Annotated in this window: 17 protein-coding genes; 6 read left to right on the top strand and 11 right to left on the bottom strand. The window is 69.4% G+C overall.

Annotated features, from left to right (window positions below; all coding sequences use genetic code 11):
* Nucleotides 1–39: 39 nt before the first annotated feature.
* Entirely contained in the window at nt 40–2,253 is a 2,214-nt protein-coding gene (recD2, locus tag GC106_RS25835; protein WP_173135845.1) for an SF1B family DNA helicase RecD2, read from the bottom strand.
* A gap of 98 nt (nt 2,254–2,351) precedes the next feature.
* Here recD2 and GC106_RS25830 point away from each other — a divergent pair, with 98 nt between their 5' ends.
* Nucleotides 2,352–3,812: a peptide MFS transporter gene (locus tag GC106_RS25830; RefSeq protein ID WP_173135843.1), complete on the top strand. Its 1,461-nt coding sequence runs from the start codon at nt 2,352–2,354 to the stop codon at nt 3,810–3,812.
* On the opposite strand, the gene GC106_RS25825 is transcribed toward GC106_RS25830, so the two are convergent.
* The 6 genes from GC106_RS25825 to GC106_RS25800 all read right to left on the bottom strand — a co-directional run bounded on the left by GC106_RS25825 (nt 3,750) and on the right by GC106_RS25800 (nt 11,543).
* On the bottom strand, nt 3,750–4,781 hold the full coding sequence (locus GC106_RS25825) for a CobW family GTP-binding protein (protein ID WP_173135841.1): 1,032 nt from the start codon (nt 4,779–4,781) through the stop codon (nt 3,750–3,752). The two genes, GC106_RS25830 and GC106_RS25825, sit on opposite strands and share 63 nt — an antisense overlap.
* 61 nt (nt 4,782–4,842) lie before the next feature.
* Entirely contained in the window at nt 4,843–6,405 is a 1,563-nt protein-coding gene (locus tag GC106_RS25820; protein ID WP_173135839.1) for an MDR family MFS transporter, read from the bottom strand.
* Entirely contained in the window at nt 6,402–7,049 is a 648-nt protein-coding gene (locus GC106_RS25815; RefSeq protein WP_246366701.1) for an acyl-CoA-like ligand-binding transcription factor, read from the bottom strand. The genes GC106_RS25820 and GC106_RS25815 overlap by 4 nt, the downstream gene beginning before the upstream one ends.
* A 103-nt stretch (nt 7,050–7,152) precedes the next feature.
* Entirely contained in the window at nt 7,153–7,749 is a 597-nt protein-coding gene (locus tag GC106_RS25810; protein ID WP_173135837.1) for a hypothetical protein, read from the bottom strand.
* A gap of 4 nt (nt 7,750–7,753) precedes the next feature.
* Entirely contained in the window at nt 7,754–9,790 is a 2,037-nt protein-coding gene (locus tag GC106_RS25805) for an HAD-IC family P-type ATPase (protein WP_173135835.1), read from the bottom strand.
* A 103-nt stretch (nt 9,791–9,893) separates the two neighbouring features.
* On the bottom strand, nt 9,894–11,543 hold the full coding sequence (locus GC106_RS25800; protein ID WP_173135833.1) for a glycosyl hydrolase family 28-related protein: 1,650 nt from the start codon (nt 11,541–11,543) through the stop codon (nt 9,894–9,896).
* A 121-nt stretch (nt 11,544–11,664) separates the two neighbouring features.
* Between GC106_RS25800 and GC106_RS25795 the strand changes: the two genes are divergently transcribed.
* The 3 genes from GC106_RS25795 (at nt 11,665) to GC106_RS25785 (ending at nt 13,556) form a co-directional block, all read left to right on the top strand.
* Complete coding sequence (locus GC106_RS25795; RefSeq protein WP_312872844.1) at nt 11,665–12,510, top strand: metallophosphoesterase family protein; 846 nt, start codon at nt 11,665–11,667, stop codon at nt 12,508–12,510.
* Entirely contained in the window at nt 12,507–13,163 is a 657-nt protein-coding gene (locus GC106_RS25790) for a 4'-phosphopantetheinyl transferase family protein (RefSeq protein ID WP_173135829.1), read from the top strand. The genes GC106_RS25795 and GC106_RS25790 overlap by 4 nt, the downstream gene beginning before the upstream one ends.
* 156 nt (nt 13,164–13,319) lie before the next feature.
* The gene (locus GC106_RS25785; RefSeq protein ID WP_173135827.1) at nt 13,320–13,556 is read left to right on the top strand and encodes a hypothetical protein; all 237 of its coding nucleotides are present in this window, start codon (nt 13,320–13,322) and stop codon (nt 13,554–13,556) included.
* Between the two features lie 97 nt (nt 13,557–13,653).
* On the opposite strand, the gene GC106_RS25780 is transcribed toward GC106_RS25785, so the two are convergent.
* Both GC106_RS25780 and GC106_RS25775 read right to left on the bottom strand, forming a co-directional pair.
* Entirely contained in the window at nt 13,654–15,261 is a 1,608-nt protein-coding gene (locus GC106_RS25780; protein WP_173135825.1) for an acyl-CoA dehydrogenase family protein, read from the bottom strand.
* Nucleotides 15,258–15,857: a TetR/AcrR family transcriptional regulator gene (locus tag GC106_RS25775; protein ID WP_173135823.1), complete on the bottom strand. Its 600-nt coding sequence runs from the start codon at nt 15,855–15,857 to the stop codon at nt 15,258–15,260. Before GC106_RS25775 ends, GC106_RS25780 begins: the two co-directional genes overlap by 4 nt.
* 50 nt (nt 15,858–15,907) lie before the next feature.
* On the opposite strand from GC106_RS25775, the gene GC106_RS25770 reads away from it, so the two are divergent.
* Nucleotides 15,908–17,107, top strand: a complete 1,200-nt coding sequence (locus GC106_RS25770) for a cysteine desulfurase-like protein (RefSeq protein WP_173135821.1) — start codon at nt 15,908–15,910, stop codon at nt 17,105–17,107.
* 47 nt (nt 17,108–17,154) lie between these two features.
* Here GC106_RS25770 and xylA read toward each other — a convergent pair whose 3' ends face one another.
* Nucleotides 17,155–18,324, bottom strand: coding sequence for a xylose isomerase (gene xylA / locus GC106_RS25765; RefSeq protein ID WP_173135819.1), 1,170 nt, complete (start codon nt 18,322–18,324; stop codon nt 17,155–17,157).
* A 107-nt stretch (nt 18,325–18,431) separates the two neighbouring features.
* Here xylA and GC106_RS25760 point away from each other — a divergent pair, with 107 nt between their 5' ends.
* Nucleotides 18,432–19,616, top strand: a complete 1,185-nt coding sequence (locus GC106_RS25760) for an ROK family transcriptional regulator (protein WP_173135816.1) — start codon at nt 18,432–18,434, stop codon at nt 19,614–19,616.
* On the opposite strand, the gene GC106_RS25755 is transcribed toward GC106_RS25760, so the two are convergent.
* Entirely contained in the window at nt 19,613–20,677 is a 1,065-nt protein-coding gene (locus GC106_RS25755; RefSeq protein ID WP_173135813.1) for a C40 family peptidase, read from the bottom strand. The genes GC106_RS25760 and GC106_RS25755 overlap by 4 nt on opposite strands.
* Between the last annotated feature and the right edge of the window lie 189 nt (nt 20,678–20,866).

Here is a 20,866-nt window from a genome sequence, read left to right as displayed (position 1 = left end):
ACCAGCAACAACAAGCAGACCTGAACGCAGGCTACAACATCACGCCCGAAGCCGGTGGTCAAGGGCGGTGTACCGGCGCCCGGTACTGGCGGTGCGCACCGCCTGCCCGATCGCCCTGGCCGAACCGACCAGCACGACCAGCTTCTTCGCCCTGGTGACGGCCGTGTACAGCAGATTTCGCTGCAACATCATCCACGCGCTCGTGGTGATCGGGATGACCACGCACGGGTACTCACTTCCTTGCGACCGGTGAATAGTCACCGCGTAGGCGTGGGTCAGCTCGTCCAGCTCGCTGAACTCGTAGCCGACCTCTTCGTCCTCATCGGTCCGGACCGTCAGCGTCTGTTCCTCGGCGTCCAGGCCGGTCACCACGCCCATGGTGCCGTTGAACACACCGTTCTCACCTTTGTCGTAATTGTTCCGGATCTGGGTGACCTTGTCGCCGACCCGGAACACCCGGCCGCCGAACCGCCGTTCCGGCAGGTTCGGCCTGGACGGTGTCAAAGCCTCCTGCAGCAGGGTGTTCAGCGCCGCCGCACCGGCCGGGCCGCGGTGTGTCGGGACGAGCACCTGCACGTCACGGCGCGGATCGATGCCGAACTTGCGGGGGATCCGGTTGGCCACGATGTCCACTGTGAGCGCCGCGGTCTGCTCGGTGTCGTCGACGGAGAACAGGAAGAAGTCGTCGAGCCCTTTGGTGTGCGGGTGTTCGCCCGCGTTGATCCGGTGCGCGTTGGTGACCACACCGGACTGCTGGGCCTGGCGGAAGATGTGCGTGAGCCGGACGTGCGGGATCGGCGTGCCCTCGGCGAGCAGGTCACGCAGCACTTCGCCGGCGCCGACCGACGGCAGCTGGTCGACGTCTCCGACCATCAGCAGGTGTGTGCCCGGCGCCAGCGCCTTGACCAGTTTGTTCGCCAGCAGCAGGTCCACCATGGACGCCTCGTCCACGACCACCAGGTCGGCCTCCAGCGGCCGGTCCTTGTCGTAGGCCGCATCGCCGCCCGGCTTGAGTTCGAGCAGGCGGTGCACGGTGCTGGCCTCGTGCCCGGTCAGTTCGCTCAACCGCTTCGCGGCACGGCCCGTCGGCGCGGCGAGCACGACACGAGCGCGCTTCGCCGTCGCCAGCTCCACAATGGACCGGACGGTGAAGCTCTTGCCGCAGCCGGGACCACCGGTCAGCACGGCCACCTTGCTCGTCAGCGCCAGCTTGACGGCCTGTTCCTGCTCCGGCGCCAGCTCCGCGCCGGTCCTCTTGCGCAACCAGGCGAGCGCACGGTCCCAGTCGACGGCCGCGAACGCCGCCATCCTGTCCTGTTCGGAGCGCAACAGCCTGGTCAGCTGCCCCGCCAACGAGATCTCGGCGCGGTGGAACGGCACGAGGTAGATCGCCACCTCGTCGACCTCGGTGTCCTCGCCGGGCACCAGCTCGCGCACGACGCCCTCCTCCTCGACCAGCTCGGCGAGACAGTCGATCACGGCGCCGGTGTCCACCTGGAGGATCTTGACCGCCTCGGCGATCAGCCGCTGCTCCGGCAGGTAGCAGTGCCCGTCACCGGTGGACTCCGACAAGGTGAACTGCAGGCCCGCCTTGATCCGTTGTGGACTGTCGTGCGGGATGCCGACGGCCTTGGCGATGGTGTCGGCGGTACGGAACCCGATCCCCCACACGTCCGAGGCGAGCCGGTAGGGCTCGGTGCGCACCACGTCGATCGACTTGTCGTCGTACTGCTTGTAGATCCGCACCGCCAGCGAGGTCGACACGCCGACGCCCTGCAGGAAGACCATCACCTCCTTGATGGCCTTCTGCTCCTCCCACGCCGCGGCGATCAGCTTGGTGCGTTTGGGGCCCAGCTTGGGCACCTCGATCAGCCGTTCGGGGTTCTGCTCGATCACGTCGAGCGAGTCGACGCCGAAGTGCTCGACGATCCGGTCGGCCAGCCGTGGCCCGATCCCCTTGATCAGCCCGGATCCCAGATACCGGCGGATGCCCTGCACGGTCGCGGGCAGCACAGTCGTGTAGTCGTCGACGTGGAACTGCTTGCCGTACTGCGGATGCGAACCCCATCGGCCGCGCATCCGGATCGACTCCCCCGGCTGCGCGCCGAGCAGGGCGCCGACGACGGTGACCAGGTCACCGCCCCGCCCGGTGTCGACACGGGCGACCGTGTAGCCGGTGTCCTCGTTGGCGTAGGTGATCCGCTCCAGGACCGCTTCCAGTACGGCACCCCTGAACGGCTCGTTCGTACCCACCCGACAGGGTTATCACAAGGCGCGGCCGCCGCGGTCGGCGGATGACCTACGAACGGCCGTTGAGCAGGTCTAGACCGTTCGGCGTAAGGTGACTCACCGTGACATCGCCGTCTACTGAAACACCACAACGCGGATTCTTCGGACATCCCCGTGCGCTGGCGAACCTGTTCGGCACCGAGATGTGGGAACGGTTCTCCTTCTACGGGATGCAGGCGATCCTGGCGTTCTACCTGTACTACAGCGTCACCGAGGGTGGTCTCGGCCTGCCGAAGGCGACCGCCGCGGGCATCGTCGGCGCCTACGGCGGTCTGGTGTACCTGGCCTCGGTCGGCGGGGCGTGGGTGGCGGACAGGCTGCTCGGCGCGGAACGGACCGTGTTCTTCGGCGGCGTGTTCATCATGTGCGGCCACATCGCGCTGGCGCTGATCCCGGGCCTGGCCGGCGTGGCGATCGGGCTGGTGCTGGTCATCATCGGCACCGGCGGGCTGAAGTCGAACGTCAGCGCGCTGGTCGGCACGTTGTACGCCAAGGACGACGACCGCAGGGACGCCGGGTTCTCGCTGTTCTACATGGGCATCAACCTCGGGGCGATGTTCGGCCCGATCGTCACCGGCTGGCTGCAGACCAGCGTGAGCTTCCACCTCGGCTTCGGCGCGGCGGCCGTCGGCATGGCCGCCGGGCTGGTCCAGTACGTGCTCGGCCGCCGCAACCTCGGCCCGGACGCCCGGGTCGTGCCCAACCCGCTGACCGGCGCGGCGCGCGTGCGGGCCCTGGTCATCATCGCCGCCGGTGTCGTCGCGGTCGCGCTGCTGGTGATCTTCGGCGCGATCACACCCGAGAACCTGCCCACGGTCGTCACGTGGGTGGTGCTGGCGGCCGCGATCGCCTACTTCGCGGTCATCCTGTCCAGCCGCAAGATCACCTCGGTGGAACGCGGCAGGGTGTTCGCGTTCATCCCGCTTTTCGTCATCAGCTTCGGGTTCTGGGCGTTGTTCCAGCAGCAGTTCACCGTGCTGCCGATCTTCGCCGACACCCGGGTCGACCTGGACGCGCTCGGTTTCCCCATCCCGCCCGCGGTGTTCAACTCGGTGGAACCGGCGTTCGTGATCGTGCTGGCGCCGTTGTTCGCCTATCTGTGGACCAGACTGGGCGAACGCCAGCCGAGCACGACCGTCAAGTTCTCGCTCGGCGTGATCGGAATGGGCGTTGCTTTCCTGTTGATGGTCGCGGTCAGCGCGACCGGGTCCGGGCCTGCGGTGAACCCGCTTCTGCTGGCGTTGATCCTGGTGGTCTTCGCGATGGCGGAAATGTGCCTGTCGCCGGTCGGCCTGTCGGTCAGCACCAAACTGGCGCCCAAGGCGTTCGGCGCGCAGATGGTCGCGTTGTTCTTCCTGTCCATCGCGCTGGGCTCGTCGGTCGCGGGTGAGCTCGCCGCCTACTACTCGGCCGACAACGAGCCGGGCTACTTCGGCATCCTCGGCGGTGCGGCGATCGTGCTAGGTCTCGTCCTGCTCGGCCTGCGGCCCGTCCTCCGGCGGTTCATGCACGGCGTCCACTGAGTCCAGATACCGCGTCACCCACAGCATGTCGTCGACGTCGACCGGCCCGGTCTGCCGGCAGGCTTCGAGCCAGTCGGCCGCGGTCGCGTCGACGTCCTTGCCGATGAGCACGAGCTCGGTCCGCGGTGTGCTGCCACGCGGCCACGGTGAACGGTGGAAGCGCAGGTAGTTGCCGACGGTCTGGACCTCGAACCGGTCGGTGTGGCCGGGCAGTCCGAAGTGGACGAAGCCCTTCATCCGGTACAGCCCGGCCGGCCGGTTGTCCAGGAAGTCCATCAGCAGGACCGGGTGCATCGGCTCGGCCGAGGTGAACGTGACCGTGTCGTACACGGCGTGCGCGTGGTCCGAGTGATCGTCCAGGTCGTCGAACGACAACTGCCGCGCGACCGGCAGTTCCGGCGCGCGGTCGAACAGCAGCTCGGGATCGACCCGGCCGTGGCTCACCGGCATGATCGGTGATACGCCGTTGTGCGTGCGGATCGTGTCGATCAGCTCGGTGGCGGCCCCGGCCCGGTCGATCTTGTTGAGCACGAGCAGGTCCGCGATCCGCAGCGCCTTGACCAGTTCCGGGTGCTCGGCGTGGGTCCTGGTGAACTCGGCCGCGTCGAGGACCGTGACCAGCCCGCCGTACCGCACCCGGGTGTCGGTGCTGGCCAGGAGCTTGCGCACCATGGTCTGCGGATCGGCCAGGCCACTGGCCTCGATGACGATCACGTCCAGCTTGGCGCCGGCGAGCTTGCCGAGCATCTCGTCGATGTCCGAGGTGTCGGCCACGCAGCACAGGCAGCCGTTGCTCAGCGAGACCATCGAGTCGACCTGGCCGGCGACGGCCATCGCGTCGACGTTGATCTGCCCGAAGTCGTTGACGATCACGCCGATCCGGGTGCCGCGCGCACTGCGCAGCAGGTGGTTGAGCAGCGTGGTCTTGCCGGAGCCGAGGAAGCCGGTGAGCAGTACAACCGGGATCACGCCCCCGACTGTACTGCTCACCCTCGTGAGTGTTTGTCAGGGTTCTAACCCTGATAAACACTCACGAGGGGGTACCTGCGGTTTCCTCGGCGAGCCGCTCGGCGCCGGTCTGGGTCTTGAGCGGGATCTGCCTCAGGAAGAAGATCAACGCCACCGCCAGCACCGCGAACGGCAGGCAGTACAGGAAGATCTCGCTGGTCGCGACGGCGTACGCGTCCCTGATCACGGTCGCGATCGGCTCGGGCAGGGTGCTCAGGTCGGGCACCGCGGACGTGGACGAGCCGCCCGGCAGCGGGCCGAGGTGCGAGGTGATCTCACCGGTCACCCGGTTGGCCAGGACCGCGCCCAGCACGCTGACGCCGATCGAGCCGCCGAGGCTGCGGAAGAACGACAGCACCGAGGTCGCCGCGCCCAGGTCCTGCGCGGCCACGTCGTTCTGCGCGACCAGCACGAGGTTCTGCATCAGCATGCCGACGCCGATGCCGAGCACGATCATGTACCCGCTGAGCACCACGATGCTGGTGCCGCGGTCGATCGTGGCCAGCAACGCGAACCCGGCGATCATGAACACGCCACCGATGATCAGATGACTCTTCCACTTGCCGGTCCGGCTGATGATCTGCCCGGACAGGGTCGAGGAGACCAGCAGGCCGAAGATCATCGGCAGGCCCATCAGCCCGGCCACGGTCGGCGACTTGCCCAGCGACAGCTGGAAGTACTGGGACAGGAAGACGGTGCCGCCGAACATCGCGATACCGACGAGGAAGCTGACGATCGTGGTGAGCGAGATCGTGCGGTTGCGGAAGATGCTCAGCGGCACGATCGGCTCGGCCACCCGCGACTCCACCCACACGGCCAGCGCGAGCACCACGACACCGCCGCCGACCAGGAAGAACGTCCAGCCCGACAGCCAGTCGAACTGGTGGCCGGCCAGCGTGGTCCACACCAGCAGCGTAGACACGCCGAGCATGATCAGGAACGCGCCGAGGTAGTCGACCTTCGCGCCCTCCCGCCGGACCGTCGGGATGTTCAGGGTTCGCTGCAGCAGCAGGATCGCCAGGACCGCGAACGGGACACCGAGGAAGAAGCACCAGCGCCAGCCGAGCCACGAGGTGTCCACCATGAGGCCGCCGATCAGCGGGCCCGCCACCGTGCCGACCGCGAACACGGCGCCGAAGATGCCCATGTAGCGGCCCAGTTCCCGCGGCGACACCATGGCCGCCATGACGACCTGCGCCAACGCGGTCAGGCCGCCCGCGCCGATGCCCTGCACGACCCGGCTGGCGATCAGCGTGCCGATGTCCCCGGAGAACCCGGCGACCAGCGAACCGGCCACGAACATCCCCAGCGACAGCTGGATCAGCAGCTTCTTGTTGTAGAGGTCGGAGAGCTTGCCCCAGAGCGGAACCGTCGCGGTCATCGCGAGCAGTTCGGTGGTGACCACCCAGGTGTAGGACGACTGCGAGCCGCCCAGGTCCGCGACGATCCGCGGCAGCGCGTTGGCCACGACGGTCGAGGCCAGGATGGCCACGAACATGCCCATCATCAGGCCGGACAGCGCCTGCACCACTTGCGCACGGCTCGGTTTCACGCCGTCGACCGGCGGATCTGCCGTGACTGTCATGTTTTCCCCTCGAGAACGGCCGTGCCCACGGGCACGGGCAATCCCGCGGCGATCGTCTCGATCGCCGCGTCGAACAACTCGGCCAGCCGGACCGAGCCCCCCAGCTCATGCCAGCGTTGGGTGGCCGCCTGCATGGCCCCGCCAACGACTTTGAACAGCAACATCGGATAGAAGTCCCCGGACGCGTCGAGGCCGGTCCGCTCGGCGACGGCGTCGACGAGGATCCGCTCGGACTCCTTGTGCGTGGCGAACATCCGCACCATCAGCGCCGGATCCCGTTCGATGATCGTGATGCGGGCCAGCCACTGGTCCCGGTCGTCGTCGACCTCGTCGATGTACGGACGCATCGCGTGGGCCACCGCCCGCACCGGGCTCAGCCCGGCGGGTGCGGCCAGCAGCGCGGCCGCGATCCGGCGCGTCTGCCCGATCGGATCGGGGTCCGCGTGCAGGATGACGTCTTCCTTGGCCGGGAAGTAGTTGAAGAAGGTCCGCGCGGACACTCCGGCCTCGGCCGCGATGTCGTCGACCGTGACGTTCTCCAGCCCCCGCTCGGCCGCGAGGCGGATCGCGATCTTCACCAGCTTGGCCCGCGTTTCGCGCTTTTTGCGCTCGCGCAGGCCCAACGGCGGTTCCCCCTCGGTCATGACGCCAGGCTACCGAGGATCTTGCAGAGCCTGCAAACTTTCAGAATGTGAAGTGAGTCGCTCCGGGGTAACCGTGGTCAGCCGAGCCGCGACAGCGGCGATGTCAGCGGGGAGTCGCGCCGAAGGCGCGAGTCGCGTGGATGCCCCTGCCGTACTCGTACCGCAAACCGGCGTCCGCGATGAAGCGCGCGGCATGCGGCAGAACGGGGTGGGAGCCGATCTTGCTCACGGCCATCCGGCGAACGGCACGGTTGAGCCGCCCGGACGCACTGGTAATCGCACGCCAGTCCCACTCGGCGGGATCACCGAGCCGCGACAGTGTGCCCGACCACGCCCGGGCGCGCTTCTCGGTGTTGTGGTTCGTATGGCTCCATCGCAGCTCCCGCGTCCCGTCCGGCACACCGTGCTGGAGCTGGACGAGTCCCCAGCCCTCGCAGCAGTAGCGGAAGGTCGCGTCGCCCAGCGTTCCCGGAAGCACATCGATCCGCTTCGCGACGGGGTCCGGGCCGGCACCGATCACCAGCAGTTGCAGGTGTCGCCCGGCCCTGCCCTCGGGGATCTCCGTGGCGGCGTGGAACTCACGCAGTTCGTGGTCCGGCGCCGAGTAAGCCTCGAAGACACGGAACGAGCCGAGCTCGAACACCGCCTCCAGGACCGCGGACCAGTCTTCGCCGGTGGCGTAGAAGTCGAGGTTCGGCATGCGTCTACAGCCGTCCGCGCCGGGACGCGATCAGGCGTTCGTTCAGCACCGCGTTGAGGCCGTACAAGGTCGCCCGCAGGTCGTCCACCCGGGCGTCCGGTGCCGTCAGGTGTGCGCCGAGCCGCCGGACCTGACGCTCGATCTCGACGATTCGCTGCGCGGGGACCAGGTGGTCGGACATCAGGTGGTAGGCCCGCAGCACGGACTGCTGGGCCTGCGGGGTCAGTCCGGTGGACAGGTCGTCGGCGGCCTGGCGCACGGCGTGCCGCACCGGGCTGAGGTGGTCCGGCTCGGGCATGTACGGACCACCGGCGGGGCGGCCGGGCCGCAAGGCCCGCAGGGCGGAAGCCATGACCAGGCCGTCGATGCCGGTCCGGATCAGCACCGCGAACAACGGCGCGAGCCAGCCCATCACCGACGCAGCGATCCCGGCCGCGATCACGAGCAGCCCCACAGCCGTGGTGACCAGCCCGATCCACCGGGTCCGCCGGGCCGTCCGGATCGCGTCGGCCAGGCGTGCGACCTGGCCATCGGCGATGATCACGTCGGCGACGCACGCGCCCCGGCCGCTCAACGCGACACCGACATCGGCCGCGCCGACGGCGGGATCGTCACCGACCATCAACGTCAGGCCACGACGGCGTTCCTCACGCACGCGCTCGACCTTGTCCGCCGTGCCGCATCGCGTCCACAGCTCGTCGACGCCCAGGACAGCGCCGACATCCTCGGGATCGTTGAGGTGCCCGCGCATGACGAGCACCAGCCGCCGCATCCCGGCGCGCCGCAGCGCCCGCAGCGACTTCGCCGCCTCCGGCCGGACCTCGTCACGGACCAGCAAGGCTCCGACGGGCTGGCCGTCGACGGTCACCCACGCGACGCTCGCGTTGTCCAGGCTCGCCCGGGCCAACGCCACCTTCACCCAGTCATGTGCCCCGTCGGGCTGGGTCTCGGCGAACGTCACTTTGCCCGGCTGGGTGCAGATCCCCAGGCCGGCGGCTTTCGCGGCGCGCGCGACGGCTCCGGCGAACGCGTCCGGCCGCAGGCGTTGCGCCGACGCCGCGCACGCGAGCACGTCGTTGGTCAGCCAGCCCGGCGCGGCCACCACCTCCGTGACCGACAACGTGCCCGAGTACACCACGCCGGACGCGTCGATCACGCCGACCTTCGCACGGCCCAACAGTTCAAGCACACCGACGTCGCCGACCACCACACCCTGCCGAGCGGCCCTCGTCAGCCCCGCGATCAGTGACAACGGCACCGCCAGCAGCACCGGACCAGCGGCGGCCACAACCAGCACACCATACGCGGCCAGCGGGTTCGCGGTGACGAGCCACACCACCACAGCCGCGACGATCGCCAAGGACGCGAACACCAACCCGGCACGGTTGGCGCGACGCAGCGGTCCCGCGCCATCGGTCACCGCACGGTGCGCGAGGCGTGCCATCGCGGCCCACGTTCCCTCAGTGTCGGGCACCGCCGCGATCACCTCGACCGGCTCCCCCGCGTTGATCACACCACTGCGGACCGGCTCGCCTTCCTTGCGCCGCACCCGGATCGGGTCGCCCGACAGCGGCGACTCGTCGAGCACGGCGTCGTGCAGCAGCCTGCCGTCCACCGGCACGACCTCGCCGGTCGCGACCCTGACCCGGTCACCGGTGTGGATCCTGGTCTCGTCCGCGGCACGGGCCACCGCGGCGACCTCGCGGCTCGCCCGCCTGCGCACCAGCGTCTCAGCGCCACGCATCGCGCACGCCAGCATCCCCGCCGCCGTACCGACTTCGTGCTCACCGACCAGCAACGCGCCCGCGATCACCGGGAGGGTCAGCAGCGCCCCGCCCACCCGGCGATCCAGCACCACGTCCTCGGCCGCCCACACGGTCAGCGGGGCGAGCCCGGCCACCGCCGCGATCGTCCACAGTAGAGAGGCGTCCGGCATGCCGAGTAACCACAGCAGACCAGCCAGCACCGCGAGCAGGACGGCCGCGACGAGCGCGGGCACGCTGATCAGCCGCCATGGTTGGCGGTCCGGAGCGGTGATCATGCCGGATCTCCCAGCTGTAGCAAAAAGCCTCTATCCCATAGAGGTACCCGCACACCGGTGTCCGGCACAACCGATGCGGTGATCTTTTCAGACCAATTCCACGCTACGGCCGGATGAAACCTCGCAAAGCTCGCTGGGCGCGGTACAGGTTCGGCGGGTGCACCGCGGTGGACCCGTAGCTCTCCAGCTTGGACTCAAGCGGTCCGGTGAAGTCCGGCCGGTCGATCTGGCCGAACTCGCGAACCGGGGAAATACCAACGGTCGCGCTGCGCGGCGCGACGTGGTCGATCTTGACGCAGCCCGCCCGCTCGTTGGTGACCGTGATGTTCCAGTGCGCGAATCGGGCGCCGTACAACGGACCCGCGTCGGCGCTGCCGCCGTGCGACCCGTCGTTGAAGATCTCGATCTCGGTCCGCACGTTGCCGAACGGCAGCCCGCGGTGCGTGTCGAACGTGCCCGCCGCCATCCGGCCGCGCGACCAGACGTTGCCACAGGACAGGCCTTCCACGTTGATCCCGTGGTGCCCGGAGCCCGGCGTCGGCGGCTCGGTGAACTTCCCGATGGCGAAGTCCTCGACCAGGTTGTCGTGCGACTGCTCGCGGCACGCGTACGAATGGTGCTGGCCGCGGCCGCTCACCCGGGTCCGGGAAAGCGTCACGCCTTTGGCCGAGACCAGCAGGAACGCGTTGTCACTGTCCACAACGGACACGTCGTCGGCCCAGCAGTCCCACGCGCATTGGAACACCAGGCCGTTGTAGCCCTTGTCCCGCAGGTGGGCAGGGCGGACGGTCTTGACCATCCGGATGGTGAGCCCTTCCACCCCCGCCCCGGTGATCGCGGGCGCGCTCGTGGTCAGCCGGGCGTTCCACTCCGGCCGTAGCTCCACAGGCAGCGGCTGGGCGAGCGTCACCTCAGAGCCGTGCACGGCGGCGACACGCACCGGCCACATGAACGGCTTGTACGACAGAAGCTTGGTCTTGTCGGTCCAGACATAGGACGACGTGCCCGGGATGTCGCCGCACATGTGCTTGAGCAGCCCGTGCCCCGGATCGTCGTCGACCTGCAACAACACCCGCTGTCCCGGCGCGAGGCCACTGGTGTCCGCGACGGTGACCGTGAACGACCCACGCGGCACAGCTCCGACGACCGACGTGATCACGCTGCCATCGGTGCCCTCGTTGCCGATCCACCCTTCCAGCGGCCACTCGCGTGCCTTGATCGCGTCGACCAGCGGACGCCGCCGGTCACGGTGGCAGACCCAGACCAGGCCGCCGCACCAGCTCCACGCCGAGCTCTCACCGCCGTAACGGCTGCGGTTGACGCCGACGATCTGTTCGAGCGAGCGCGGGGCGAACAGCGTGGTCCGGTCGCTGCCCGCACCCCTGAGCACGACGTTGTCGTAGCCGATCTCGACGATGTCGTCGATCCGGAACGTGCCGGCCGGCACGAACACCACGCCGCCGCCGGCCCGGCCGGCGTCCTCGATCGCCTGGTTGATCGCGGCCGAGGCGTCCGCGGAGCCGTCGGGCTTCGCGCCGTACCGCAGGACGTTGGTGCGCGCGGGCCTCACGGGCGGCTTGTCGCCCATCCGGTAGCCGGCGTACGCGATGTTGGGGATCTGGGGGTGGTCATAGGGGTTGGCGACGAACTCGTCCCACACCTGGGGTGCCGCCGCTTCCGCCTGGCCCGCTGTCGCCAGGTACGCGGCCGTCGCCGCGCTGCCTACCAGGAAATTCCGCCGGTCGAACGCCATCGGGGAAGTCCTCACATCCATGTCGGTGGCGGCGGCGTCGGACGTCCTCACGGGTCTACCAGAGGCGGGCGTCACAGCGAAAGGCGCTTCCGGCGCGATCACGCTCGCTAAGCTCGGTCAGGTGAGCGCGACACCACAACTGCTGGCCATCAGCGACATCCACGTCGGCCATGCCGAGAACCGGCCGATCGTCGAGGGCCTGCGGCCGGGCCACCCGGGCGACTGGCTGATCGTCGCGGGCGACGTCGCCGAGACGGTCCCGGACGTCGAGTGGGCGCTGTCGCTGCTGAAGTCGCGGTTCGACACGGTGATCTGGGTGCCCGGCAACCACGAGCTGTGGACCACGACCAAGGACCCCGTGCAGCTGCGTGGCGTCCAACGCTACGAGCACCTGGTCGAGATATGCCGCCGGCTGGGCGTGCACACACCCGAGGACGAGTTCCCGGTCTGGACCGGTGACGGCGGACCGGTGCGGATCGCGCCGCTATTCGCGCTGTACGACTACACGTTCCGGCCGGACGGCGCGACCACCAAGGAGGAGTCGCTGGCCATCGCGCACGAGGCCGGGATCGTGTGCACCGACGAGTACTTCCTGCACCCCGACCCGTACCCGTCGATCGACGCCTGGTGCCATGCACGGGTCGAGTACACCGAACGCAGGCTCGCCGCGTGCGACCCGGACGTGCCGTTGGTGCTGGTCAACCACTGGCCGCTGGTCCGCCAGCCCACGCGGGTCCTGCGGTACCCGGAGTTCGCCCAGTGGTGCGGCACCGAGTTGTCAGCCGACTGGCACACCAGGTTCAACACCGCGAGCGTGGTGTACGGCCACCTGCACATCCCCCGGCACACCGTGTACGACGGAGTGCCGTTCGAGGAGGTCTCGCTGGGCTACCCGCGTGAGTGGAAGCCGCGTGGCCTGCCGGAGAAGCTCCTGAAGCCCGTTCTGCCGGTGAGGGTGGCACCGTGATCGAGAAGCTGATGCCGGCGGGCGTGGTCGGCCGCGACACGTTCTCCGACGTGCCCGAGTCGACGATGTTCCCCGAGGAGGCCGAGCGCGTCGCCAACGCCGTGGACAAGCGCAAGCGCGAGTACGCGACGGTCCGGCACTGCGCCCGCCAGGCGTTCGCCGAGCTCGGCATCCCGCCCGCGCCGCTGCTCAACGGCGAACGCGGAGCGCCGCAATGGCCCACGGGAGTCGTGGGCAGCATGACGCACTGCGCCGGTTATCGAGCCGCGGTCGTCGCCCGTTCGAGCGACGTCCACACGCTCGGCATCGACGCGGAGCCACACGGCCCGCTGCCCGACGGCGTCCTCGGCGTGATCGCCCGTGACGAGGAGAAAGTCCGGCTCACGGAGCTGACGGCCGCGGACAGCGCGGTGCACTGGGACCGGATGCTGTTCTGCGCCAAGGAGACCGTCTACAAGGCCTGGTATCCGCTGACGCACAAGTGGCTCGGGTTCGAGGAGGCGTCGATCACGCTGGGCCGCGACGGCACGTTCGAGGCCAAGCTGCTGGTGCCCGGCCCGGTGATCGCCGGGGAGCAGGTGGACGGCTTCACCGGCCGCTGGCTCGTCGGCGACGGCCTGGTCATCACCGCGATCGCGATCCCGGTGGGCTAAATGGGGGTGCGCCCCGCGAGGGGCGCTGCTATGGTCTTGCCATGGGCATCTGAGAACCTCCGCGCGGATCGCGCATTCTCCTTGACTTTCCACGCCATCGCAGGCTGAGTTGCCGCCGCGTGGCATCCCCCCATTCACCCTCGCTGGAGGTTCCTGATGGCTGCCAACGCCAAGAAGAACGGTAAGAAGTCCGCGGACAAGCAGGCGTCCGAAGGCCTGTCGTTCATGAAGCCGATCGAGCAGCGCGCCGACGCCGACGAGGCGCCCAAGCTCAGCCGGGCCGAACGCCGCGCGGCGAAACCGCAGGCCAAGACGTACGGCAAGGTGCAGAACCTGCGCAGCCAGCCGACGCCGACCCACCGCAACTTCACCAGCCGCCGCAGCGGCGGCTGATGTCGCGAACGCCCCCGGGACTCACCTCCCGGGGGCGTTGCGCTTCGCCAGGTGTTCGCGGTCGGTGACCGTCACGAGCACGGGCGGATCGGCCTGGTCACACCGCGGCACGCGCGATGATCGCTTCGGTGTCCACGCCGGACGGCAGGGTGCCGAGGGCGACGCCCCAGTCACCGGCGAGCCTGGACGCGCAGAACGCGTCGGCGACCGCGGCCGAGCCGTGCCGGACGAGCAGGGAACCCTGCAACACCAACGCCATGGTCTCGACGACGCGGCGCGCCCGGAACTCGATGTCCGCCAGGTCGGACAGTTCCTTGCGCAGTCCCTCGATCGCGTCGTCAAGCCTGGGGTCGGCACCGGAGGCCTGGTCGACCTCGGTGAAGAACGCCTCGACGGTCTCCGGCTGCCGCGCCATCGCCCGCAGCGCGTCCAGCGCGGCCACGTTGCCCGAGCCCTCCCAGATGGACTGCAGCGGCGCCTCGCGGTAGAGCCGCGGCATCCCGGACTCCTCGATGTACCCGTTGCCGCCGAAGCACTCCAGCGCCTCGGCGGCGTGCGCCGGGCCACGCTTGCAGACCCAGTACTTGCTCACCGCGAGCCCGATCCGGCGGATGACCTCCTCGCCGCGATCGGTCGCGCCTGCCAGCCGCATGCCGACCAGGGTCGCGGCCTCGGACTCCACCACGAGGTCCGCCAACACGTTGCGCATCAACGGTTTCTCGATCAGTACCGAACCGAACGCGCCGCGGTGGCGAGCGTGGTGGATCGCCTGCACGGCGCCGTACCGCATCCCGGCGGCGCTGCTCAGCAGGCAGTCGAGCCGGGTGTTGTTGACCATCCGGAGGATGACCTTCACGCCCTCGCCCTCTTCGCCGAGCCGCCAGCCGACCGCCTCGTCGTACTCCAGCTCGGCCGACGCGTTGGACCTGTTGCCCAGCTTGTCCTTCAACCGCTGGATGTGCATCCGGTTGCGGGTGCCGTCCGGCAGCACGCGAGGCAGCAGGAAACACGTCAGTCCGCCCGGAGCCTGCGCGAGCGTGGCGAAGACGTCGGACATCGGTGCCGAAGTGAACCACTTGTGGCCGACCAGGCGATAGGTCCCGTCGCCTGCCGGAGTGGCCCGGGTAGTGTTGGCCCGTACGTCCGAACCGCCCTGTTTCTCGGTCATGGACATGCCGGCGATGAGGCCACGCTTCTCCGTCGGCACGCGCAGGCCGAAGTCGTACTGCCTGGCCGTGAGCAACGGCTCGTACCGCGCGGCGAGCTCGGGATTCGAGCGCAGCGTCGGGATCACGGCGTAGGTCATGCTGATCGGGCACGAGTGCCCGGCCTCGACCTGGGTCCAGACGAACATCTTGGCCGCGCGGGCGACGTGCGCGCCGGGCGTCGGGTCCGTCCACGGCGTCGCATGCATGCCGTTCTCGACCGCGACCGTCATCAACGAGTGCCAGTACGGGTGGAACTCGACCTCGTCGATCCGGTTGCCGTACCGGTCGTGCGTGCGCAGAACGGGTTCGTTGTCGTTGACGACCCGGCCCCACTCCTGAGCCTGTTCACTGCCCGCCAACCGGCCCAGTGCGCGCAGGTCGGGCTCGGCCCAGCCGGCCCCTTCCCGGTGCAACGCCTCCAGCAGCACCGGGTCCTCGGCCACGTCGTGGCCGACGAGCGGCGGGACCTGGTTGGTGACCTCGTGTGTGGCACTCACGTATGACCTCCCAAAGCACGCAGACAGAATGTGGTCAGGGCAGGCAGGACGTCGGCTTCGGAAGCCCGCTCGGCCAACGGCCCGACCAGCAGCTCGCTCATCGCGCCGATCAGCGCGGCGGCGGTGAACTCGGGGTTCTGCGCGGGCAGGGCGCCGGCGTCGACGGCGTGCGCGATCCGCTCGGCGGCGATGTCCCGGAACGCGCGCCGGAACACCAGCCGCTCCTGCTCGACCGGCAGATCCACCGGTTCGACGAGCAACGCGTACGCCAGCCGCGGCGACCGCAGGGCGCGCGAAGCGAACGTCACGGCGACCGAGACGATCCGGTCCACCAGGTCACCGGGCTGCGCGGCGGCTTTGGCGACCGCGTCGACCTCGTGGTTGACCACGAATCGGAACAGCTCGACCGACAGCTCGGCCTTGCTCGCGAAGTGCTTGTAGACGCTCCCGGTGGCGATGCCCGCGCGCGCTGCCACAGCGGCCACCGAACACCCGGCGTAGCCCTGCTCAGCCAGCAGTTCCACGCCCGCGGCGAGGATCGCGGCGCGCAGGTTGTCCATGCGCGCCTGCACTCGCGGGGTCCGGCGGTACGGCACCCAAGAAGTGAACCAGTGATTCACATCTTCACGCAAGTACTCTCGCGGATGTGCCATTCGACGTAGCGGCTGTGCGTGCGCATTTCCCGGCCTTGCAGGAGGGCGTCGCCCATTTCGACGGACCGGGCGGATCCCAGGTCCCCGACGTGGTGGCGGACGCGGTGGCGAACACCCTGCGGTCGGGGATCTCCAACCGGGGTTCCGTCACCGCCTCCGAACTGAGAGCGGAGTTCGTCGTCGCGACGGCCAGGCAGGCGGCGGCCGACCTGCTCGGCGCCCAGCCGGCCGGCATCATCTTCGGCCGCAGCATGACCCAGCTGACCTACGACCTGTCCCGCACGCTGGCCAAGCAGTGGCGCGCGGGCGACGAGGTGATCGTGACCAAGCTGGACCACGACGCCAACGTGCGCCCCTGGGTGCAGGCCGCCGAAGCGCACGACGTCCGCGTCCGGTGGGCCGAGTTCGACCGGACCACCGGCGAGCTGCCCGTCTCGGCGGTCACCAGCCTGCTCACCGAGCGGACCCGCGTCGTCGCGGTGACCGCCGCCTCGAACCTGCTGGGCACCAGGCCGGCCATCGCCCGTATCACGCCACGCGCCCATGAGGCTGGCGCCTTGGTGTACGTGGACGGCGTGCACCTCACCCCACACGCCTGGGTGGACGTCGAGGCGATGGGCGCGGACTTCTACGCGTGCTCGCCGTACAAGTTCCTCGGCCCGCACCTGGGAATCGTCGCGGCCCGTCCGGCGCTGCTGGAATCCCTGCGGCCGGACAAGCTGCTGCCCGCGTCGAACGCGGTCCCGGAACGTTTCGAGTACGGCACCCTGCCGTACGAACTGCTCGCCGGGACGACCGCGGCCATCGACTTCCTCGCGGACCTCACCCCGGGCACCGGACCGCGCCGGACGCGGCTCGCCCAGTCGATGCAGGTCCTGGAGCAGCACGAGAGCGCGATGCTCAAACGCCTGGAAGCAGGCCTGTCGGGGGTGACCCGCCTGTACGGTTCACCCCGGCGCGACCGGACGCCGACCGCGTTGTTCACAGTGGACGGCGTCCCGTCCGCGACGGTGTACAAGGAACTGGCGGTCCGTGGCGTGAATGCCCCGGCGGGGACGTTCTACGCACTGGAGTGCGCACGTCACCTGGGGCTCGCCGAGGGCGGCGCCGTGCGCGCCGGGATCGCCCCGTACACCGACGAGTCCGATGTAGACAGGCTGATCACCGCGATCCACGACCTGAAACCCTCGTGAGTGGTTATCCGGGTTAGAACCCGGACAACCACTCACGAGGGGGTGGTTCAGCGGGCGCCGACCGCGTGCTCGAAGGCCAGCTGCGACAGCCGGGCGAAGCCGTAGCCGCGCTCGGCTGCCTTCTCGGGGTCGAAGTCCTCGTACGCCGAACGGTCCGCGCGCAGCTGCTCCCAGGTCTCCCCGGAAGACAGCGTCGGCACGGCCAGCTCCGGCACGCGCGAGGCCGCCAGCGCTTCCTGCACCTCCGGGTCCGCCCGGAAGGCCTTGGCACGGTCACGCAGCAGCAAGTAGCTGCGCATGCACGCGGCCGCGCTCGCCCAGACGCCGTCGATGTCCTCGGTACGCAGCGGCTTGTAGTCGAAGTGCCGCGGGCCTTCGTATCCGCCGTTCTCCAACAGGTCCACGAGGAAGAACGCGGACAGCAGGTCGCCGTGCCCGAAGATCAGGTCCTGGTCGTAGCGCGGGCCCTTCTGGCCGTTGAGGTCGATGTGGAACAGCTTGCCCTGCCACAGCGCCTGGCCGATGCCGTGCACGAAGTTCAGGCCGGCCATCTGCTCGTGCCCGACCTCCGGGTTGAGGCCGACGATCTCGTGGTGCTGCAGCGTCGAGATGAACGCCAGCGCGTGCCCGATCGTGGGCAGGAAGATGTCGCCGCGCGGCTCGTTCGGCTTGGGCTCCAGCGCCAGCCGCAGGCCGTACCCCTGGTCGATCGAGTACTGCGCGAGCAGGTCGATGCCTTCGCGGTACCGGTCCAGCGCGGCCGCGACGTCCTTGGCCGCGTCGGTCTCCGAACCTTCGCGTCCGCCCCACAGCACGTACGTCTGCGCGCCGAGTTCGGCGGCGAGGTCCATGTTGCGCATGATCTTGCGCAGCGCGTACCGCCGGACCGCACGGTCGTTGCTGGTCAGGCCGCCGTCGCGGAACACCGGGTGGTTGAACAGGTTCGTCGTGGCCATCGGCACGACGAGACCGGTGTCCTGCAGCGCCTGCTTGAACCGGCTGATGTGGCGGTCACGTTCGGCGTCGTCGGAGCCGAACGGGATCAGGTCGTCGTCGTGGAACGTGACGCCGTAGGCGCCCAGTTCCGCAAGCCGGTGCACGGTCTCGACCGGGTCGAGCGCGGGCCTGGTCGCCTCGCCGAACGGGTCGACCGCCCGCCACCCCACGGTCCACAAGCCGAAGCTGAACCTGTCCGCACGAGTAGGCGAGTCTGTCACGGTGTGTCTCCCGGGATCGAGCCGTTAATAGTTCGATGCCTAAACTTATCTGCGTCACACTGGTGAGGCAACCGCTGGCGCACACCTGTCCCCACTAGCATGACGGCGTGACCCAGCCGAGGCCAGCCGGCCAGCACACCGTCCGCCGGCACAACTCCGCGCTCGTCGTCGGCGCGATCGCGGACTCCCCCGGTATCTCGCGTGCCGGAGTCGCCGCACGAACCGGACTGACCAAGGCCACCGTGTCCAGCCTCGTCGACCGCGCGATCGCGGCGAACCTCGTCGTCGACGGGGAGCCGGCACGGCGCGAAGGCCCCGGCAGGCGCGGCACGGCGTTGTCGTTGTCGCCCGCGGGCCCGCACGGACTCGGCGTGGAGATCGGCGTCGACTACATCGCCACCTGCTTGGTCGATTTGACCGGTTCGGTCGCGAGCCGACGCATCCGACCAGTGGACAACCGGTCCCAGCCGGCCAACCGCGTGCTGGTCAAAGTGGCCCGTGCCATCCGGACCGCGGTCGCCGAACTGCCCGCCCGGGTGGGCGGCGTCGGCGTCGCCGTTCCCGGCCTGGTCGACTCGTCCAGCGGCTTCCTGCGCACGGCCCCGAACCTCGGCTGGCGCGACGTGGACGTGCGGGCGGAGCTGCGCGACCGGACCGACCTGGGCGACAGCGCGATCATGGTCGGCAACGAGGCGAACTTCGCCGCGCTCGGCGAGCTGTGGGGCGGCGGTCACGAGGACCTGCGCGACTTCGTGCACGTGTCCGGCGAGATCGGCATCGGCGCGGGCATCGTGATGGACGGCGTGCTGTTCGAAGGAGTCCGTGGCTTCGGCGGCGAGATCGGTCACCTGCCGGTGGATTCCAAAGGCCCGCGATGCTCCTGCGGTGCCCGCGGCTGCCTGGAGGCGATGGCGGGCCAGGACGCGATCCTGCGGCAGGCCGGCGTGCCGGACGTGGACACGCTCGTACTGCGGCTGGAAGCCAACGACCGCAAGGCGATCAGCGCGGCCCGCTCGGTGGCCAAGTGGCTCGGCACCGCGTTGTCCAATGTGGTCAACCTGCTGGACGTGCCGACGATCGTGCTCGGCGGCACCTACGCTCGCCTCGAACCGTGGCTGCACGAGCTGCTGCTCGACGAACTGAACCTGCGCGTGGTCAGCGCGGCCTGGTCGCGAGTACAAGTCCTGCGTTCCACGCTCGGCACCGAAGCGGCCGTCCGCGGCGCGGCTTCGGCGGCGGTCCGGGCCATCGTGGCCGACCCGGACCCGTTCATCACGGCCTCGGTGGGCTAGTTCATCACGCGCCGGATCACGGTGATCGGACCGATCGAGTCGATCGGCGCGATCTTGACGTTCTGGCCCGCGCTGGGCGCGTGCACGGCGCGGTTGCCGTCGATGGCCATCGCCACGTGGTGCACCGGGGTGTAGTAGAAGATCATGTCGCCAGGGCGGACCTGGTCGCGCGGGATCGCCTGTCCCACGGCGGACTGCTGGATCGACACCCGCGGCAGGTTGACGTTGGCGACCCGGTACGCGGTCATCATCAACCCGGAGCAGTCGAACGATTCCGGCCCGACAGCGCCCCACACGTACGGGCGGCCGATCTGCGCCAGCGCGTAGCGCAGCACGGCGCCGACGTCGCCGTCCGGAATCCGGACCGTGCTGGCGCTGTCGCCGTTGTCGGACAGCATCGCCTTCTGCTCGGGCGTCAGCCGGTCGATCGCGGCCTTGACCTGCTCGATCTGCTTGGCCAGCTCGTCGCGGTAGCGCTGCACCTGGGTGGCGCCCGCCTGCAACGCCGCCTCGGACCGGCGGACGTCGTTCTGCGCGGCGGCCGCGTCCTTGGCGGCCCGCTCGGCCTCCACGATCGCCTTGCGGCCCTGCTCCGCGGCGGTCCCGCTGAGCTGTGAGGCCATGCTGGCGGCCTGCATCCGGGAGACGACGTCGTCGCGGCTGCTGCCGGTGAGGAACGCGTTCATCGCGTTCAGGTCGCCGGTACCGCCTAATAACGCGTCGACGCGTGACTTGTCCTGCTGCGCCTGGGACACGCGGGCGCGGAAGTCGTCGGCCTGCTTGCGGGCGGCGTCGGCACGCTGGCCCGCTCCGCGGGACTCCTGGCGCTTGGCCTCCAGTTCCTCCTGGATGCGCAGCAGTTCCTCGTTGACACGTTCGGCCTTGTTGCTCAGGTCCTTGTAGTGGCCGAGCAGACCCGCGACAGTGGTGGGCTGTTCGTTCTCGTCCCCCGCTGCGGGCACCGCGCTCAGCAGACCGGCGATCAGGGTCCCCAGCGCGGCAAGCATGACCTTGCGCACCAAGGCACCCCGCCAGCCACCCGACCGGACCAGCACTCCCACAGTCGTCCCCCTTGCCTCACCGTCTCCGCCCGCGCCATTGTTCCCGATCAACCCGGTCCGTGGCACCGACCTTCGGCCCAGAGCCTGCCAGATCCGGTCTGAGTCCGATGTGAAGTCCGTGCCGATGACGCTGGGTGAGAGCCGCACCGGCCCGCCGGGATGATCAATACCGCCGAACGGGCGATTTGA

Source organism: Kibdelosporangium persicum (genome assembly GCF_013280595.1).
Lineage (GTDB): Bacteria > Actinomycetota > Actinomycetes > Mycobacteriales > Pseudonocardiaceae > Kibdelosporangium > Kibdelosporangium persicum.
The sequence above is the reverse complement of the archived record's forward strand: the minus strand, read 5'-3'. Positions and strand labels throughout refer to the sequence as shown.

Coding starts and splice junctions, on each gene's coding strand:
- GC106_RS25820 (WP_173135839.1), bottom strand. CDS start 6,405: ATGACAGTCACGGCAGATCCGCCGGTCGACGGCGTGAAACCGAGCCGT.
- GC106_RS25815 (WP_246366701.1), bottom strand. CDS start 7,049: ATGACCGAGGGGGAACCGCCGTTGGGCCTGCGCGAGCGCAAAAAGCGC.
- GC106_RS25810 (WP_173135837.1), bottom strand. CDS start 7,749: ATGCCGAACCTCGACTTCTACGCCACCGGCGAAGACTGGTCCGCGGTC.
- GC106_RS25805 (WP_173135835.1), bottom strand. CDS start 9,790: ATGATCACCGCTCCGGACCGCCAACCATGGCGGCTGATCAGCGTGCCC.
- GC106_RS25800 (WP_173135833.1), bottom strand. CDS start 11,543: ATGGCGTTCGACCGGCGGAATTTCCTGGTAGGCAGCGCGGCGACGGCC.
- GC106_RS25785 (WP_173135827.1), top strand. CDS start 13,320: ATGGCTGCCAACGCCAAGAAGAACGGTAAGAAGTCCGCGGACAAGCAG.